The 16,158-nt window shown below is 51.6% G+C and carries 14 protein-coding genes; 2 read left to right on the top strand and 12 right to left on the bottom strand.

Annotation, left to right across the window (positions count from 1 at the left end; translation table 11 throughout):
• Window positions 1-260: 260 nt before the first annotated feature.
• The 5 genes from larB to lsrF form a co-directional block, all read right to left on the bottom strand.
• Complete coding sequence (gene larB / locus M0R70_03165; GenBank protein ID MCK9418361.1) at window positions 261-1,019, bottom strand: nickel pincer cofactor biosynthesis protein LarB; 759 nt, start codon at window positions 1,017-1,019, stop codon at window positions 261-263.
• 148 nt (window positions 1,020-1,167) lie between these two features.
• Window positions 1,168-2,169 (bottom strand): NAD(P)H-dependent glycerol-3-phosphate dehydrogenase, encoded by a 1,002-nt coding sequence (locus M0R70_03160; GenBank protein ID MCK9418360.1) that lies wholly within the window; start codon window positions 2,167-2,169, stop codon window positions 1,168-1,170.
• Window positions 2,170-2,403: 234 nt separating this feature from the next.
• A complete protein-coding gene (locus M0R70_03155) occupies window positions 2,404-3,645 on the bottom strand; it encodes an MFS transporter (protein ID MCK9418359.1) in 1,242 nt (413 codons plus the stop codon).
• A gap of 204 nt (window positions 3,646-3,849) precedes the next feature.
• The gene (locus M0R70_03150) at window positions 3,850-4,878 is read right to left on the bottom strand and encodes an alcohol dehydrogenase catalytic domain-containing protein (protein MCK9418358.1); all 1,029 of its coding nucleotides are present in this window, start codon (window positions 4,876-4,878) and stop codon (window positions 3,850-3,852) included.
• Window positions 4,875-5,753, bottom strand: coding sequence for a 3-hydroxy-5-phosphonooxypentane-2,4-dione thiolase (gene lsrF / locus M0R70_03145; GenBank protein MCK9418357.1), 879 nt, complete (start codon window positions 5,751-5,753; stop codon window positions 4,875-4,877). Before lsrF ends, M0R70_03150 begins: the two co-directional genes overlap by 4 nt.
• A 277-nt stretch (window positions 5,754-6,030) precedes the next feature.
• Here lsrF and M0R70_03140 point away from each other — a divergent pair, with 277 nt between their 5' ends.
• Window positions 6,031-6,489 carry a C-GCAxxG-C-C family protein gene (locus tag M0R70_03140; GenBank protein ID MCK9418356.1) on the top strand — a complete coding sequence of 153 codons (459 nt, stop codon included), beginning with the start codon at window positions 6,031-6,033 and terminating at the stop codon, window positions 6,487-6,489.
• A 92-nt stretch (window positions 6,490-6,581) separates the two neighbouring features.
• Here the strand turns inward: M0R70_03140 and M0R70_03135 are convergent, their stop codons facing one another.
• The 5 genes from M0R70_03135 to M0R70_03115 form a co-directional block, all read right to left on the bottom strand.
• Window positions 6,582-7,547, bottom strand: a complete 966-nt coding sequence (locus tag M0R70_03135) for a hypothetical protein (protein MCK9418355.1) — start codon at window positions 7,545-7,547, stop codon at window positions 6,582-6,584.
• Window positions 7,548-7,693: 146 nt separating this feature from the next.
• Window positions 7,694-8,569 carry an HNH endonuclease gene (locus tag M0R70_03130; GenBank protein MCK9418354.1) on the bottom strand — a complete coding sequence of 292 codons (876 nt, stop codon included), beginning with the start codon at window positions 8,567-8,569 and terminating at the stop codon, window positions 7,694-7,696.
• An 86-nt stretch (window positions 8,570-8,655) separates the two neighbouring features.
• Window positions 8,656-9,651: a hypothetical protein gene (locus tag M0R70_03125; protein MCK9418353.1), complete on the bottom strand. Its 996-nt coding sequence runs from the start codon at window positions 9,649-9,651 to the stop codon at window positions 8,656-8,658.
• Between the two features lie 444 nt (window positions 9,652-10,095).
• Complete coding sequence (locus M0R70_03120; GenBank protein MCK9418352.1) at window positions 10,096-10,311, bottom strand: RND transporter; 216 nt, start codon at window positions 10,309-10,311, stop codon at window positions 10,096-10,098.
• Window positions 10,312-10,315: 4 nt separating this feature from the next.
• On the bottom strand, window positions 10,316-10,810 hold the full coding sequence (locus M0R70_03115) for a CBS domain-containing protein (protein ID MCK9418351.1): 495 nt from the start codon (window positions 10,808-10,810) through the stop codon (window positions 10,316-10,318).
• A 328-nt stretch (window positions 10,811-11,138) separates the two neighbouring features.
• Between M0R70_03115 and M0R70_03110 the strand changes: the two genes are divergently transcribed.
• Entirely contained in the window at window positions 11,139-13,706 is a 2,568-nt protein-coding gene (locus M0R70_03110; GenBank protein MCK9418350.1) for a cation-translocating P-type ATPase, read from the top strand.
• Between the two features lie 198 nt (window positions 13,707-13,904).
• On the opposite strand, the gene M0R70_03105 is transcribed toward M0R70_03110, so the two are convergent.
• Window positions 13,905-14,597, bottom strand: a complete 693-nt coding sequence (locus M0R70_03105; protein ID MCK9418349.1) for a type II secretion system GspH family protein — start codon at window positions 14,595-14,597, stop codon at window positions 13,905-13,907.
• Between the two features lie 185 nt (window positions 14,598-14,782).
• On the bottom strand, window positions 14,783-16,156 hold the full coding sequence (locus M0R70_03100; GenBank protein ID MCK9418348.1) for a hypothetical protein: 1,374 nt from the start codon (window positions 16,154-16,156) through the stop codon (window positions 14,783-14,785).
• Between the last annotated feature and the right edge of the window lie 2 nt (window positions 16,157-16,158).

Here is a 16,158-nt window from a genome sequence, read left to right as displayed (position 1 = left end):
GGTCTCAACCTTTCCGGCTAAGCCGTTGCCGAAAGGTTTTATTTGTGTGAGAATCAGCATGTCATCAACTTTTCTGATAGTCGTAGGTTGGGTAGAACGAAATGATACCCAACGGCTGTCTCAGCACTGCTAACACTCAAAGTCTGATAGGTTGGATCATCGTCAAAGTCGTTGGGTTTCGCTCTGCTCTACCTGTCCTACATGCTACCCATCCCCCTCCTAACCTCCCCCTTGAAAGGGGAGGAATAAAGAGCGCTACACTAGGATTTTTCACCCAACAGATTGATCCTGTGCGCCAGCACGCCCGCTCCGAAGCCGTTGTCGATGTTCATGACCGCGATGCCCGCTGCGCAGGAGTTGAGCATGGTCAGGAGGGGGGCCAGTCCCTGGAACCCCGCGCCGTAGCCGACGCTTGTGGGAACGGCGATCACGGGCTTGTCCACAAGCCCGCCCACGACCGACGGGAGCGCGCCGTCCATGCCGGCTACCACAACGATCACCCTGGCGGAGTCGAGTGTTTCCCGCTTGCTCAGGATGCGGTGAATCCCTGCTACTCCAACGTCGTACACGGTCTGCACGGTGCTGCCGAGCATCCCCGCGGTCACTGCGGCTTCCTCGGCCACGGGGATATCCGAAGTCCCGGCGGTCAGGACCAGCACAATACCTTTGGTCAGCGCCTTCTTCTTATCCTGTATCACGATGGCTCGTGAAGCTTTGTGATAGAGCGCGCGGCGATCGAGTTTTTTGACTGCCTTATATACTGTTTCCGATGCGCGGGTGGCAAGAATGTCGCTACCAACTTTCAACATGCGTCTGGTGATGCCAATGACCTGCTCCAGAGTTTTTCCCTCACAGTAAATGACCTCGGGCATGCCATGACGCAACTGGCGATGATGGTCGATGTGGGCGTATGACACGTCTTCGAACGGCATGTGCCTGAGCCGGTCGAGCGCGGTCTTGACATCGATCTTGCCGGATTGGACGCCCTGGAGAAGTTTAGAGATATCTGATTTGTTCATATATCCTTTGTACCTACATAGGTATTTAGGCTGAAGACTGAAGGCTGAAATGTATTTACTTGAACGCCTATCACTCCGCAATCCGAAATGGTTCGACATCTGCTCACCATCATGAGCGTCAGTCGAATGATCAGCATTCCGAAATCGATCATTCTCCCTTGAGCTCACGGTTCATCAAATCGTGCACTGCGCGCTTCGGGTCCTTGCCTTCGTACAGAAGCTGGTAGACCTCCTCTACGATCGGCATTGCGATGTCGTATTTCTGCGCAAGGTCCCGCGCGGCCCTGGCGGTCTTGACGCCTTCGGCAACGGTTTTTGTTTCACGCATGATCTCATCCAGTTTCTCGCCCTTGCCGAGCCGCGCTCCAAGGGTGCGATTCCTCGACAGGCCTCCCGTGCAGGTTAGGACCAGATCTCCCATGCCTGCAAGTCCGGAAAAGGTCTGGAGCTCTCCTCCCATGGCTACGCCGAGCCGCGCCATTTCCGCGAGCCCGCGGGTGAGCAGGGCGGCCATGGTGTTATATCCGAACCCCATGCCTTCAAGCACTCCCGCTGCAATGGCCACCACATTTTTGAGCGCGCCCGCGATCTCCACGCCAAGGACATCGGGATTTGTATAAACACGGAAGTAGGCGTTGCTGAAGACCTCCTGGGCCTTCTTGCCCACCGTCGGGTCGTACGAAGCGAGGGCAACAGCGGTGGGCATCTTTTGGGCTACCTCTTTGGCAAAGCTGGGGCCGGAAAGGAAACAGAGCCGGTCGTGAAATTCTTTGGGCAGGATGTCCTTGAACACCTCTGAGAGCGGCATGAGGGTGTCGATCTCGATGCCCTTGGAGGCGCTGATGATGATGACGTTCTTTGTCAGAAAAGGTGCGAACTGTTTTGCCACAATACGGACCGTGTGGGAGGGGACGACGGAAAGAATGATCTGCTTGTCCTTGACAGCGGTTTCAAGAGAAGAGGTCACTTTGACAGAGCCGGGCAGGGTAAACCCCGGAAGATAGACGCGGTTCTCGCGCGTGCGAGCTGTCTCCTCGGCCAGGTCTTTTTCATACATCCAGAGGGTCACGTCGTGCCCTTTGTCGGCAAGCAGCATGGAAAGGGCCGTGCCCCACGCCCCTGCTCCGATAACACCGATCTTTTCAGTCATAGTGCAGGAATTATAAAGGGAATGGGTGAAAGTGTCAAAAGAAATGTACGAAAGGCTGTTTCTCGCAGTAGCCTATAAAAGAAAAACGGCCACTTAGGACTTCCGCAGAGATCGCAGAGTAAAGAATTACTGAATAAAGCAATGCCTCAGCCTCTGTCTTAAAGCAAAGGAATTAGCCTTTCTCCGCGTACTCTGCGCCTCTGCGAGAGACAATTAATTGCTTCTGCCTTCGCTTCACGGGAACTCCTCATAATAATCCAGATCTTTATGGAACGTTTCTTCCAGTGAGGCAAGGGAAAAAAAGGCCACAACCACGCAGATGGCTCCGACGGCAAGGGCGCCGCCCTCCAGACCGAGGTATTGGCGGAACAATTGGAACAACAGGGTGATGGGGACCACCATCCCGCGCACGAAGTTCGGCACGGTCGTGGCGACCGTGGCGCGCAGGTTCGTGCCGAACTGCTCGGCAGCAACGGTCACGAAGATGGCCCAGTAACCACTGGCAAATCCGAGCACAAGGCACACGCCATAAAAGAATTCCGGGCTCCTGCTCCCTTGCAGGAAGTAGAGGCCGATGGCGGCAATGGTCAGGAGCATGAACAGGAAGACCACCTTTTTCCGGCTTTGCAAGGTCTGGCTCAGCAGGCCGCTTGAAAGATCGCCGAAGACCAGCCCCAGGTAGCAGAACATGACCGAATTCCCGGCAGAGATTGGTCCGGTCGTTCCGAATGCCCTGGCAAACTCCGGCGAGAAGGTGATCAGGATGGCGACGACGAACCAGATCGGGACTCCGATAAGGATCGAGTTGAGATAGCGGAGAAAACGCTTCCGTTCAGAGAAGAGGGCGAGCATGTTTCCCCTGCTGACTCCGGCCTTCTTGTTCATGGCCCGGAACATGCCTGACTCGGCCACGCTGATCCGGGTAATGAGCAGCACGAGACCGAGCGCTCCGCCGATGATGAAGGCATTCCGCCAGTCATACGTATTGGCGATGATGTTCGCGAGGATGGCGCCCGAGACGCCCACCGAGGCCACGAGCATGGTACCGTATCCACGGATGCTGGTGTGCAGGACCTCAGCCACGAGGGTGATGCCCGCACCGAGTTCGCCCGCCAGCCCGATGCCTGCGATGAAGCGCAGGGCGGCGTAGGCCGGAAGCGACGTGGCAAAGCCGTTAGCGATGTTCGCGATGGAATACAGGAAGATCGAGCCGAACATGATCTTGAGCCGGCCTTTCCGGTCGCCCAGGACCCCCCAGAGAATGCCGCCGATAAGCATGCCCGCCATCTGCATATTGAGAAGAAATACGCCGTTGTCGATGAGCTCCTGCCCGGAAAGGCCGAGGGACTTCAGGCTCGGCACACGGACAATGCTGAAGAGCACCAGATCATAGATGTCGACGAAGTAGCCAAGTGCGGCGACAATGACGGGCAGGCTGAAAATCTGGCGGAGGTCAGCAGTGGATTTCTGTTTCACACGTTCCTCCAAGCGGAAAGGGGGAATGGGGGGGAAATGGTTCTTTTGTAAATAAGTTGAAATTTGACACCCATTACAAAGAACTGGATTCCCGCTTTCGCGGGAATGACGAAAAAAAGAGCAGTTAGGAATGTCATCCCCGTGAAAACGGGGATCCAGATGACCTTTTCTACTTAAATACGAATGAGGGGTATATTTCACATTTCATCGGTTCGGCTCGATGATAATCTTAACGCAGCCATCGGGTTTTGCTCCGGTCATGAATGCCTCGCCGATCTTGTCGATGCCGAAACGGTGCGTTACCATATCGGTCACCGTTACCGTATTTTTACTGATGAGATCGAGGGCCTGCATATTATCGAGGGGAACGGCGCCGTAGCTGGTCTTGATCGTGATATCGTCCCGCCAGAAGGGATTGAAATCCACGTCCACGGTCTCGCCCGGTTTCGGCACGGCGAAGAACAGAAGGGTTCCGCCGCGTTCGATCGAATTAAGCGCGGTCGTGACCGCCGGCAGCGCGCCAACGCACAGACTGACTATGTCAGCCAACCGGCCGTCATTGACCTTTCTGATGAACGCGGGGATATCTTCATTGGCCGAGATCGTATGGTCGGCCCCGAATTGTCGGGCCTTCTCAAGACGGTACGGGCTGGCATCGGTCGCGATGATAGTGCCTGCGCCCATGGCGCGCGCAAGTTTGATGATGAGCAGCCCGGCGACCCCGCTGCCGAATACGAGCACGCTCTGGGATTGTTTCATCCCCACGGTCCGGAGTGCTCTTACCGCGGTTGCCAGTGGTTCGATAAAGGTAGCCTGTTCGAAACTCACGGACTCGGGAAGTACAAGGGTCCCTGTTTCAACGCTCTTACCGGTTACCAGCAAAAACTGGGAAAAACCGCCAGGCTCGAAATTATTGACGGTCTGAAACGTGGTGCAGGCGGTTTTGTGGCCGGTGCGGCATTGGTAACAGGCATTGCAGGGGACATGGTGGGTGACAAAGACGCGGTCTCCCGGTTTGACGTTGGTGACGAGTTTTCCAGTTTCGACAACGATGCCGGCCGGTTCGTGACCCAGCACCAGCGGAGCTCGTTTGATGCGGTACCACTCCAGAAGATCGGACCCGCACAGGCCGCAGGCCATGACCTTGATCAATATGTCGTGATCGTCGACCTTCGGGACTGGACGCTTTTCCATCCGGACATCACTGTTGCGGTAATAGACGCCGACGTTCATTTTTTGTTCTTCATTTCTTCGTAATATTGATATGCTTCCTTGACGCTGATGTTGTCGTGCACGATCTTGCGCACGGCCCCGATCATGGCAACCGGTGAATCGGATTGAAAAATGTTTCTGCCCATGTCCACTCCCGAGGCGCCCTGGTTGATCGCATCCCTGGCCATCTGAAGGGCCTCGCGTTCGGGAAGCTTTTTCCCGCCCGCGATAACGATAGGCACGGGGCATGCCGCGGCCACCTGCTCGAATCCCGGGACATGATAGGTCTTGACGATTGCCGCGCCCAGCTCCGCAAGGATCCGGGTTGCAAGGCTGATATACCGGATATCGCGCACGAGGTCCTTGCCTACGGCCGTGACCCCGAGAACGGGAATGCCGTAGCGCATGCCCTGGTCCACGAGGCGGGTCATGTTGTGCACGGACTGGGTTTCATATTCTCCGCCGATGAAGACCTGCACCGCGACGGCGGATACGTTCATGCGCAGCGCGTCTTCCATGTCAACGGCGATCTGTTCGTTCGAAAGTTCTTTCAGGATGCTGGGCCCGCCGCTTGCGCGCATGACTACGGAGTTGGTCACGGACGGCTCGATCATGGAACGCAGTACCCCGCGCGTCAGCATCAAGGCGTCTGCGTAGGGAATGAGCGGCCGGATCGTGACGTCGACTCGCTCGAGCCCGGTCGTGGGCCCTTGGAAGTATCCATGGTCGAACGCCAGCATCACGGTTTTTCCCGATTTCGGATTGAAGATGCGTGCCAGACGGTTCCTCATGCCCCAATCATAGCCGTTCGAACCCTTCAGGAAGAAAGCCTCGCTTTTTTGCGGGATGTCGGTATAATAATTTTTTTCTTTTTTTGAGAAGTCCTGCTCTGCCATTGAAATGCCTCCTTGCGAGCCCGTGAAGGGATTGATAATCAGGGATATAATCTAATGGAAGCATACAAATAAATCAAGGGGAAAAGTGGATCAGGGGACAGGGTACAGGGGTCAGGAATCAGGGGGGCAGAAGGAGTGAGAAGGTCGACACTTGATAAAATGAATCGAAAGTGTATATTAATGGTTATGCGAAAGCGAGTTTCATTAAAAAACTGTTGAGGTTTCGGATAAAAAGGGAAAGGGAATAAGCGTGTTATTCAAAAAAAAGGATACTGTTTTGGTAAAGTCGGATGAGGTCGAGCAAACAGTCGCATGTTTCAAGGAAGGATTTAATTGTACCCAGGCGGTGTTGTCCACCTACGGTCCGCAATTCGGCCTGGACCGCGAGAACGCGGTCAAGATCGCCAAGGCCTTTGGGTCCGGGATGGGAATGGGAGGGACCTGCGGCGCAGTGACCGGAGCGCTGATGGTCATCGGGCTGAAGCATGCCAGGCTGAAAGGCAGAAGTTTGTTTTCAAAAGACAGGACCGAGGAGATCGCCCGGGAGTTTGTGGCACGATTCAAAGCGAGGAACGAAACTACGGAGTGCAGGGAATTGCTCGGCTGCGATCTGGGCACGCCTGAAGGGATCAAGACGGCGAAAAAGGAAAAGCATTTCAAAAAACATTGTCCAAAGTTCGTCCAGGATGCGGCGGAAATATTGGAAGAGATATTAGAGGAAGAGCGAAAAAAGTAGGAAGGGAAAGGGGAAAAAACGCCACAGTGAGGGGCGCGTCGTTTAGCGACCCTCTCGACGGCGTGGATAGTAATATGTTGTGCCTTCTTCGTTTAAAAGCCTTTAAACGTCTTGAGCATTAATGTCGAACGCAATTTTATTCCCACGTTAATCATATGAAATAGCAGTAAAGGTACTATGACATCTAATGTCCAAATAATCAGTATTGAAAAGACTAGAGACAAGAAACTGTTTGAAAAAACTGCTTTCAAGTATTTACTATGTACACCAGCCAGAAAATACCAGGTAAATGATGTCGAGACCAAAAGACAAAAAAGAATTATCACTCTTCTGGCAGTGTTATATCCAAATACGGCGATACTTTCTGTGCTTAACTTTTTTAGATTTTCCCTTTTGTAGCCCGAAAAATATATGGAGATTGAATCAGAATCGTCCAAAGTTCTGCCAAATAATGAGGTCAAAGTCTTTGTTAATATACTAACGAAAATATTCAGGATAAAAATTCCAAAAGATTGGCTTCTCAGTTTAAGCCTAAGCTTCAGACCTTTTATCAGGTGAACAGTATCGCAGTGATCCTTATAAACCCTTTCTAATATTTCGACACCTGTAAGTGCTTGTCCCGTTGTCACCTCGTGAAATCGGCTATCACCATGATCGTAATAAAATGCATTTTCATAATTTAACTCAATTGGCGCCGGGGTCAGCTTGCTTTTTTCGACAGATTCTTTTGTTGGGCAGTTCTCGTCTGAAAAATTGTAGTCAAAGTGTGTAGCTGTGTATCTACTGAATCTGACAATTCTTACTACAAGTGGAACTCTAGAACCTTGCGCTTGCTGCTTTTTGTCTTCTTCTGGATGTTCATAAATAACATGAGTTAATGTAACTGTGTCATCATCGCCATTTCGTAGTTTTGGAGGTTTATATCGGATATCTTCAGGATATTTTTTCTGTATGCTAAAGCCAGCCTTGCAATCTTTTAATGGTATGATGCGATCATATAATGGATTGTTTATAATATTAAAAGCATTTATTAATATTTCCGCGGAATTAAAATACATGTAAGCTCCTCTGTTGCTGTATAACAACGTGAGGGACGCGTTTTGCAGCGACACTCACGACGGCATAGTTAAGTGCGGATCTTTGTGACGGGTTTCATTCTGTTCTACCCGACCTGATATGGTTAGGTGGCAAGGATATATTTTGATTATTCACTCACATCTAAATTACCCTTTGCAAGGTTATGTTCAGCACATAATACTTGCAAGTTTTCTAAAACTGTTTCGCCGCCCTTTGACCACGGTTTTATGTGATCAAAATGTATATCCTTGCCTGTAACCGTGATGCCACAAAGCTTACATTTATTGCCATCTTTAATTAATACATGCACTTTTAATCTATCACTAATATTTCTTTGTGTTTTATGTTTATAGATATTGAGCTCTTCTTTTTTTAGGTAAGTATGACTTTCAATATCCTGATCATCTTTCAGTTGAACTTGCTCCTCGTCGTTAATGTATTCAACAAATGCCCGAAGAGCTTTTCTCCATGTGCCAAACCTGTGTTCATAGGTACCGCTTGAATGCTTAGAAAGAGGCTTTTGGATTTCCCCGTATTTGGGCTGTCTTCCAAGCCTTATCCATACTTCTTCAAGGTTATGAAATAATTCTTCATTTGTGAAATACGAGATTTTCACAGGAGATAAACCAGCAGCTTTTAGTCCATTATTCCATGAACCGAATTTGCTTTGTACGGCAGCAGGTCTATGCTTGCCGTTATCAATATATTCGTTACATGTAAGCGAGCTCTTATTCAATTTGCGCGCCGTAAACTTTAAATCAGAAATAATGTCTGCTTTGCTGACGGCAGTGTTCTTTCTTTTTGTAGAAAGTCCAGCTTTTTCCAAAGCCTTAATCCAACTCCCAAATCGTCGACTCAATGTATTGCAATGAAATCTCCCAAGTTTGACATATTCTTCCATTGTTAGAGTTTTTTTGTTTAGTTTTCGCGCGACTAGTTGAAGATCGTCCAACAACAATTCGTCGGGTACGTCACGGTTATATTGTTCTAATTCAAATTTCATAGTTGGTTGTGTCGGCTTAACATTAAGTTAAGCAGCAAACGTTCTTGTCTCGTTTGTCAGCTTGAACTGGCTGTTGTCTTTTCTTGTTACGTCAAAGGCAACCTGGCAATTGGAGCTACAGTGACGCTGCTTGATGCTCCAGTTCCGTCTACATTGGTAGAATCCACAATTTCTGTCTCGCTAATGAGCAATTCAGGTTGCGATATTGCATCCAGATATTGGATGAAATCTACGATTTTCATTTCCCTTTTTTCTACGACTTTTTCGGCGATATACTTCTCATGGGATTGTGATAGAAAATCGCTCCGTGGCATTCGCATGTCTGCTGCTATGAGTTGTTTAATTATTATCCATGCATTATAGAAAACTTCCATAAATGATTGGTCATATGGCATTGGGCAAATAACGAGATTTTTACTTTCATCAAAAGATATTTTATCTGACTTACCGTGTTCACCGCCTATTATCCCTAGCCTAAGTCCTTTGGCGCCTTCTAGTGCTCCTTTGTGAACCTTCACAGTTGTCCCAACCCAACGATCTGAATCTTTGTTTCCAACAAACAAGTCGGCTTTCCAAAGTCCAGAAATACTAAAAGGAAGGTATATCCTAGTTTCTGGTCTCCTAAACGCCGCAGCGAGCATATTGATGTGCCTCTTCAGAAGAGGAGGTTGATTTTGCCCGCCCGTTAGAATTCTCGATTGATCTGTCAAAAGACTTTTAGAAGTGTTTATAAGAGATATCTTTCCTTCCTTTTCCACGCCAAACAAAATTGACGATAGGTCAGTCCCTGGTACACGACAATACTTCTTTACTGCATCACTTATTTTGTCAATCGTATACGTATCACGACGATTTATTGCATCATGAACAGCATATTCAAAACATATGCCGACATCACCATCGCCTGGACGATAGATTCTAGGAATCATAAATAGTGGAATGTTCTCATAGCCGCCAGCCTGTTTTGCAACTTCTTCTTTTACTGAATATAGAATCCCGTGTAAAATAGGACGAGTAACGGCAAAGAGTGCTGATACTATTTCTCCCACGTCATTCTGACGAATTTCTTTGTTAATTATCATATAGGTCCCCCATTCCTATCGTCTTATTTGTCAACGATTTTGCGTTGACCGTCGACCAGTTATTATCTAAACGGGACTATAGCACGGGAAATTTGAAATATCAATACGTTAGATAAAATCGAGACTTTGTGACATCATAGAGTATCCATATAATCATTTAAATCAACTAATCCGAAAATACGGAATAGTTAAATTGAAGGATTACATTACTTCCGAGATGAAACATTGAATGTCATCATGATTCTTAATGTAACAGCTACAGGAAAAAGTTTAATTTTATCTAGGTTCAGTATCAATGGGAGGCGATGTTGAATGAGAAGGGTTGCACGGTACATCTAAAGGTCGAGGCTAATCATTAAAAGTGTTTGCAATTCTTGAAAATGAAAATTTCAACTAATACAAATAATGGTTTCGAAGCAGTGTGACCTGTCTTTTGTACCGGTCTTATTTCTGCATTAACGACGCAATACCCTTGAGGATGAGCACCACCCAGGGCGTTCCGTGCATCACGAAGTCAAACCAGTCAATCGGCCTGACGAGCTGACCCCTGAACAGCATCTGCAGTTTTTCCCAGATATGGGGCGGAGAGAAGGGGGCAAGCCCAAGGGTCAGACAGGCGAGAATGACGAGTCCCCACGGCAATTTTGAGATATATTCCATTAGCCTAAGCCCTTATCTTGTTGATGACGGCCTTCAAAATATCTGCCCGTGTCAAGATCCCGATGAGTACGCCTTTATCATCCGTTACGGTCAACCTTCTGATCCTCTTCTCATCCATGATCCGCACTGCTTCTGCAATATTCGCGTCGGGTTTTATGGTGTGCGCCGGGGACGTCATAATGTCCCCCACATGGTCCCCGATCCGTCGTTCCGGCAGTGTTTCTCCCAGCATGTGTTTTAACAGGTCTTTGAAGGTGTGCTCCCTGCTCACCCCGATCATGGAAAGAATATCGGCCTGAGTAATAATGCCGATCACTTTTTTGTCCTTGTCCACCACCGGAAGTCCGCTTATGTTTTTTTCCGTTAAAATATCCGCCACCTGCATAACGGGTTCATATTTAGAAATGGAGATGACCCCTTTGGTCATCACATTTTTCACCAGCAGTTCGATCCCTATTGCTGATTTTATGTGTTTGCCATCATCATGGTCAGTAGACATAACACCCTCCGTTCATAAGGTTTGATCAAGATCGAAATGATACTAGTATACAAAAATAACGAGGGTAAATCAATCCTATCATGGTCTGGATTCCCGATAGAACCGTTCGGGAATGACGAATGAGAGAAAATGCGGCGCACTAAAATAGTACGTAACCATGTCAAGCTTTATGCTGTTACTATATCATAAAAAACATGTTTTCCATGGCAAAATCTTGATCTGTTAATGTTTTGTGAAAGGATTGCTGAAGAAATAACTTTTCAATGGCGCATGGTTTGGGTATACTTTGAACAAAATAAAATATCTCGTTTCAACAAAGGAACCTGATTTGATCTCCCCCTTTGACATCAATGCAATTACCGGCCTTTCCGAGCATGAAGCCGCAGCCCGGCTCCAGCGCGAAGGGTTGAATGAACTGCCTTCGTCAAAGCAGCGCAGCATCTTTGCCATTGCCCTGGACGTGGTGCGAGAACCCATGTTCCTGCTTCTCGTGGCCTGCGGTACCATCTACCTGTTCCTCGGTGATCAGCGGGAAGCGATCATGCTGCTCGGCTTTGTGTTCGTGGTCGTGGGGATCACCCTTTACCAGGAGCGCAAGACCGAACGTGCGCTCGAGGCCCTCCGCGATCTGTCGAGCCCGCGAGCGCTTGTCATCCGGGACGGCAGACAGAAGCGCATTGCCGGTCGCGAGGTGGCGAGGGGAGACGTCATTGTTCTGAACGAAGGCGACCGCGTACCTGCCGATGCCGTGCTCCTGTCCTGCTCCAACCTCGCGATCGATGAATCGCTCCTGACCGGTGAATCCGTATCCGTCCGCAAAACCGCGTGTGACGAAGTCCCCGCGATGACGCGTCCCGGTGGTGACGATCTGCCCTTTGTGTATTCCGGAACGCTCGTGGTCAAGGGGCAGGGGACCGCGACGGTTTTGGCCACGGGTGTGAATACCGAGATGGGCAGGATCGGAAAGGCGCTCCAGAGTGTCGAGATCGAGGAAACGCCGCTCCAGAAGGAGACCAGGAAATTAGTTCGCAATCTGGCGTTCATCGGTCTCTTCATGTGCGCCCTCGTGGTCATTGTGTACGGCCTCACCAGAGGCGACTGGCTGAACGGTTTCCTCGCGGGGATCACGCTCGCCATGGCATTGCTGCCCGAGGAATTTCCTGTTGTGCTCACCGTCTTTCTCGCCCTGGGCGCCTGGCGGATCTCCCGGAAGCGGGTGCTCACCCGCCGCGTGCCGGCGATCGAGACCCTTGGCGCGGCCACGGTGCTCTGCGTGGACAAGACCGGGACGATCACTCAGAACCGCATGTCGGTCAATATGATCTACTCACACGGCGCGTTCTATGGCGTGGATTATCTGACCGAGAAGGCCATCCCCGAGCAATTTCATGAGATCGTGGAGTTCAGCATCCTGGCGAGCCAGAAGGACCCCTTCGATCCCATGGAGAAGGCATTCAAAGAACTCGGCAGTCATTATCTTGCCCGCACCGAGCATCTCCATGACGACTGGACGCATGTCCGGGAATATCCGCTCTCGAACAACCTGCTTGCGCTGTCCCATGTCTGGAAGTCGCCCAGGGGCAACGAGTATGTGATAGCGGCCAAGGGATCACCCGAGGCGATCGCGGACCTGTGTCATTGTGATGCATCTCGAAAACAGGAGATCTCCAGCGCTATCGAGATCATGGCGAATAAGGGTCTGCGCATCCTCGGCGTGGCCAAGGCCTATTTCACGGTCACCGACCTGCCCGGTGAACAGCACGACTTTACCTTCGAGTTCCTGGGGCTCGTGGCGCTCGCCGATCCCGTCCGGTCCGGCGTTGCCGAGGCGGTGAAGGAATGTCATACCGCGGGCATCCGTGTCGTGATGATCACCGGTGATTACCCGGGCACCGCCGCGAACATAGCGGGTCAGATCGGTCTTAAGAACATCGACCAGATCATCACCGGACCGGAGCTCGATGGTATGGATGAGGAGCGGCTTCGGGATCGTATCAGGACCGTGAACATCTTCGCGCGGGTCGTGCCCGAGCAGAAGCTCAGGATCGTGAACGCGCTCAAGGATATCGGAGAGATCGTAGCCATGACCGGTGACGGGGTGAACGATGCGCCCGCGCTGAAGGCCGCGCACATCGGCATTGCCATGGGAGGCCGCGGCACGGACGTGGCGCGCGAGGCCTCGGCGCTCGTGCTGCTTGACGACGATTTTGCGTCCATCGTGCAGGCCGTGCGCATGGGACGCAGGATCTTCGACAATCTCAAAAAGGCCGTTGCCTATATTTTTTCCGTGCATGTACCGATCGCGGGAATGTCGCTCATCCCGGTGCTGATCAAGTGGCCGTTGGTGCTCCTGCCGATGCACATCGTGTTTCTCGAACTTATCATCGACCCGGCGTGTTCCGTGGTGTTCGAGGCCGAGCCGGAGGAGGCCGATGTGATGACCCGGCCTCCGCGCCGTCCTGATGCGCCGTTGTTCGGGAAACGAACCGTGATCCTGAGCCTGCTTCAGGGAATGAGCGTGCTCGCCATGCTCCTGATGGTATACGTCATTTCGCTGAAGCGCGGCCAGAGCGAGGCGGACTCCCGGGCCCTCACCTTTACCACGCTCATCATCGCCAACCTGGGACTCATCTTTGTAAACCGCTCCTGGACGCGCACCGTCCTTGCCACGCTGCGTTCGCCGAATACCGCGCTGTGGTGGGTGACGGGGGGCGCGGTCGTCTTGCTCGGACTGGTTCTGAACATTCCTTTTCTTCGGGACCTGTTCCGGTTCTCGGTCCTGCACCCGATCGACATCTTCATCTGTGTTGCGGCAGGGGTGTTCAGCGTACTATGGTTCGAGGTCCTGAAGATGGTGAATCCCCTCGTGAGCGCGGGAAATCGGTCCACTTCATGAGCGAAGATCGCCGGTTTTCAGACGCGATGCTCAGACAGAGGCATTTCACATGAAGTGGCCTGTTGCACTGTTCAAGAAAGCGGGATTCGATTCAGTGCCTAGGGTTGGCTTTTATATTTATCGATGAGATCGTGCGGCCACTTCTGAAGATTCGGTTGTTTTTGGGTGCCACCGGGTGTACCGCTTGGGAAGCCGCATCTACCTTCTGCCGCCACCAAAAGGAAAGCCTGTGCCACCTGGAGTGAAGCCGCCGCCACCCGGGGGAATGCCGCCGCCACCTGGGGGAATGCCGCCGCCACCCGGGGGAACGCCGCCACCACCCGGGGGAATGCCGCCGCCACCCGGGGGAACGCCGCCCATACTGCTTGTGATGGTCGACGAAAGAAATAACCAGTCACTGTATTTCATCTTATCTGAGGCCACACTCGCTTCATCTGAGGCAGGACTCTCATTATCAAAGGAAAAATCCGCTGACTCTGAAGTTTTTTGAGCTATGAAAGGAAGCGGTATTGAATAAGTGCCTGCGGATATGGGAACCAGCACGTCAGGTGGGAATTCCGCCTGTTTAAGAGACGCTTTGTTGCTCGTACTGCGCACACCGATGATGCGTTTGGTTGCGGGATGTTTTATTTCCTCAAAATCTTCGCCGGTTATCGGGTCTTTGTACTGCTGTCGCAGGTGGCGTTTGCCTGCCGCGGACCTGCTGTCCTTGAGCAGATCGTCGATGCTCTGGGGATACTGCTTTTTCCCGAGGTAATAAAAATATCGATCGATGGCCTGCCGGTATTGTTGACCCCGAAAAAGCAGTTCTTCCTCCTTCTCCCTGAGCATCACGTTGCTCCAGTACTTGCCTGCGGCCCCCATGCTGATCCCGATGATAATGATGGTCACGAGCAGTGCGATGTAGGCGAAGCCGGGGGATGAGGAACCCCCGATTAGATCCTTCGGGGGCAGGCTTAGGACGAGGGACCCCCGATTAGATCCTTCGGGGGCAGGCTTAGGACGAGGGAGGAAGGACGAAAGAAAAGATGCTTGGGAAGAATAAGTAGGTCCTTGGACCTTGAACCTTGAACGTCTCATTCAATCTTTCCCTGACTCACGAGTTTCTCATTGCATTCGTAGAATACTTCTGTGACGGCAGGGGTCTTGTTCCCGGCCGGAGGCTGGCACACATACAGCAGCTTCTGCGGCTCGTTGTCGGCATTCAGGTCATAGAGGATGACATTGTTCTTCACGGTCCCCTCGGTGTTCGTCCAGATGACCCTGGTTCCCGGAGGAAGCGTTTCCACCACGTGTGCCCTGACCGGACCCGACGGTGCGGAGACCAGCAACTCGACCGAGGATATGCCCAAGGATACGTCGGTCTGCTCATCGTTCTCCGGCTCGGCGGCGAGGACGGCTGCGCGGAGCAAAAGGCTGTAAAGCAAGGTCGACCCCGTATCGAGCGCCGAGCGAGTGAAGGAAAAGGGCATCACGATCACCCGGCCCTTCCCTGCATCGTCGATGAGAATTGCAGGTCTATTATCTCCCGCGAAGAGAGCCGCCGGCCTCGCGTTTTTCTTTCGCGGCAGCAGGATCCGGCCGCTTACGGGTACGGTACCCGAAAGTCCCATCCCCGTGTCTTCAGTCAGTTGGAGCATGGCGCCAGCGGTGGTCAGGGTCTCGCTGAACTTGAAACCGAAAGTCTCTGCGATCATTCTGGTCCTGTTCTCCGATCCGATGATCACCAGTCCCTGACCGCGTGTGATGCGGTCCATCAACCAGTAGGACTGATCGAGGAGTTCGTCGGGTTCGAACAGCACCGTGATACTGAAGGCCCCGCTCATGGCCTGGTTCGTGAAATCCTCCGCCGAGTTCACGGTCGTATAGTAGACGCCGTCATCGTCAAATGCCTGTTTCAATATCTTTTCGGCAAATGCCTGCTGGACCGCGGTGCCGGTCCGGCTGAGCCAGACGAGGACGCGATGCGTTGCACCATTCCCTTTTTTGACCTGGATCGGCGCAAGAACCGTCAATGCCTGCTCGGCGAGGGTGTATTCACGGACGCTCTGAGGCTCCAGGTTCCAGACCTTTGCCTTCAGGGTAATGGTATACGCGCCCTGAGGAAAGTCCACGTTCTCGATCATGACCGAGTTTGGTTCCATGGCAAAAGGGAGTAGTTGGGCAAAGACCGATTGACCGGTGAGAGCGGTCTTGATCTCGATAGTGAGTTCTCCGCTTGATACGGGGAACGTGCCCTTGTTCTTGACGCGGTACTGGATGTTCAAAGGCGCGCAGACCGTAGCGGTCTGAGGAGTGTCGTCGAGTGTTCCGCTCAGCAACTGGTCAGGGAATGGTTTGCCCGCAGAGGAATCAGCCGCACTCGAAAAGACGGGAAACCAGAAGACGCAGAGCATCATGGTGGAGGCAAAAAAAACCTTAAATTTTGATAATCGTAATCCCATCTGCATGC

The sequence above is a fragment of the Nitrospirota bacterium genome, from assembly GCA_023229435.1.
Taxonomy (GTDB): Bacteria; Nitrospirota; UBA9217; order UBA9217; family UBA9217; genus JALNZF01.
Note: the sequence above shows the minus strand (reverse complement) of the source record. Positions and strands in the feature narration are given on the sequence as shown.

What these genes read in the sequence shown, in the direction of transcription:
- larB (MCK9418361.1), bottom strand. Translation starts at nt 1,019, where the DNA reads ATGAACAAATCAGATATCTCTAAACTTCTCCAGGGCGTCCAATCCGGC.
- M0R70_03160 (MCK9418360.1), bottom strand. Translation starts at nt 2,169, where the DNA reads ATGACTGAAAAGATCGGTGTTATCGGAGCAGGGGCGTGGGGCACGGCC.
- M0R70_03150 (MCK9418358.1), bottom strand. Translation starts at nt 4,878, where the DNA reads ATGAACGTCGGCGTCTATTACCGCAACAGTGATGTCCGGATGGAAAAG.
- lsrF (MCK9418357.1), bottom strand. Translation starts at nt 5,753, where the DNA reads ATGGCAGAGCAGGACTTCTCAAAAAAAGAAAAAAATTATTATACCGAC.
- M0R70_03135 (MCK9418355.1), bottom strand. Translation starts at nt 7,547, where the DNA reads ATGTATTTTAATTCCGCGGAAATATTAATAAATGCTTTTAATATTATA.
- M0R70_03130 (MCK9418354.1), bottom strand. Translation starts at nt 8,569, where the DNA reads ATGAAATTTGAATTAGAACAATATAACCGTGACGTACCCGACGAATTG.
- M0R70_03125 (MCK9418353.1), bottom strand. Translation starts at nt 9,651, where the DNA reads ATGATAATTAACAAAGAAATTCGTCAGAATGACGTGGGAGAAATAGTA.
- M0R70_03120 (MCK9418352.1), bottom strand. Translation starts at nt 10,311, where the DNA reads ATGGAATATATCTCAAAATTGCCGTGGGGACTCGTCATTCTCGCCTGT.
- M0R70_03115 (MCK9418351.1), bottom strand. Translation starts at nt 10,810, where the DNA reads ATGTCTACTGACCATGATGATGGCAAACACATAAAATCAGCAATAGGG.
- M0R70_03100 (MCK9418348.1), bottom strand. Translation starts at nt 16,156, where the DNA reads ATGCAGATGGGATTACGATTATCAAAATTTAAGGTTTTTTTTGCCTCC.